Here is a 1597-nt window from a genome sequence, read left to right on the forward strand (position 1 = left end):
CCCAGGGATGGTGAGCTTCCGACCGCCCTGTGCTCCGACCGCATACACCACGGCGTGGTGATGCGCCACCAGTTCGGCATGGTTAATGTGGCGGCCCACGTCGACATCGAGGTAGAAATTCGCGCCGAATGATGCGAGACGTTCGAACCTGCGTGACACTGACTTGGTATCAGGGTGATCTGGAGCGACTCCGAACCGTATCAGTCCCCAGGGCGTCGGTAGGCGCTCGAAGATATTCACCTCGGCATCCAAATCGCCACGGGTAAGCAGGCTTTCGGCCGCATAGCATGCCGACGGCCCGCAGCCGACAATCGCGACGCGCAAATGCCCGTCGATGACCGGGCCGACCGGTGTTCTGGTCGGTAGCGCCGGGATGTACCGCCGCCGATCGTCGTCGGAATAGTAGTGGGCGTTGAGCTCGACGAACGGGCGGTCACGCGGCAGCAGCTGATGTGCGGCCTTGATCGCATCGACGGGGCACACATCGACGCATGCGCCGCAGTCAACGCATGCTTCAGGGTCAATAGAGAGAATTTCCGCGCTAGCGAACTCCGGTTCATCGGGGCGCGGATGGATGCAGTTTACCGGGCACACCGCCACGCATGCGGCGTCGCTGCAGCACGACCGAGTAATCACATGCATCGGCGAATTACCCAACCCAATGCTGCGGAAAGGCGGTCAAGGAGGTTGGCGGCGTTGGGATGCAAAGGCATTTCGTCGAGCTCCAATGTTCAGGGACGTGTAGACGGAGTATCTGCGTGCGAGACACCTGCGAGAAAGAAGGCGATCTGCGCGGATTCCGGACCAGCATTGCTCCACGCGTGAGACGTTCCGTTCTGCACGAAGGTATCGCCTGCGGACAACGTCGCTCGATCGCCACTATCCAGTACGACGGTGACTTCGCCGGATAGCACTACCGCGAGATCGATTGTTGGAGTGCGATGAAATCGAGGATCAACGCGGTCAACGTATTGCGCGGCGCCCGGCAGTAGCTTCGCAAATTCTGCGATGAGTTCCGAGGCCGCAACCCGTGGCGGGTCGATTTCCGTGGAGTCAGGGCTAAGACTCATGACGACGAATCTGGCTCCGCCGTTGGGCGGGAAGAAGTCGTATGTCGCGGGTAGGTTTCCGTCGTCGGGAAACGTGGGCGCCACGTCCCAGCCCCATACACGATGAACCCCGAAACCTGGGCGGACCCGTGAGGTGTCGCCCGTAACCAGCTGGTCGCTCGCAATGACGGCTTTACCATTGGCGTCGTGACCGGTAACCACCCGACGGATCGCCTGACTCATCGTGGTGCCTCGAATGTCCAATCAGCGACATTGAGCTCCCGAGTCATGCCCCAGTAGTCCACCAGACGCCACGGGCTGTTGGCCACCACCCGGCGGCGGCTGTTCCGATACCAGCTTCCGACCTCTACCTGAGACCAGACCATCCCGTTGAGCGCAGTATCAAGCCGGTTCTGATAATCGGCGAACACGTCATTGCGACATTCCATTGCGCCGTATCCACCTTCGAGCAGCTCGCGAACACACTGAGCGATGTACCTGGCTTGGCACTCCGCGTGGAAAATGATGCTGCCACCATGGCCAAGGTT

Annotated in this window: 2 protein-coding genes and 1 pseudogene; all 3 read right to left on the minus strand. The window is 60.7% G+C overall.

Annotation, left to right across the window (positions count from 1 at the left end; translation table 11 throughout):
- Positions 1-642: 4Fe-4S binding protein (locus WAN71_RS19120; RefSeq protein WP_422226836.1), on the minus strand; the 642-nt coding region annotated here is incomplete at its 3' end.
- Positions 643-731: 89 nt separating this feature from the next.
- Positions 732-1292 carry a cupin domain-containing protein gene (locus WAN71_RS19125; protein WP_422226837.1) on the minus strand — a complete coding sequence of 187 codons (561 nt, stop codon included), beginning with the start codon at positions 1290-1292 and terminating at the stop codon, positions 732-734.
- Positions 1289-1597 (minus strand): annotated as a pseudogene (locus WAN71_RS19130) (hypothetical protein); the annotation flags it as partial. The pseudogene WAN71_RS19130 and the gene WAN71_RS19125, both read right to left, overlap by 4 nt.

Source organism: Mycobacterium sp. (genome assembly GCF_049280035.1).
Classification (GTDB): Bacteria; Actinomycetota; Actinomycetes; order Mycobacteriales; family Mycobacteriaceae; genus Mycobacterium.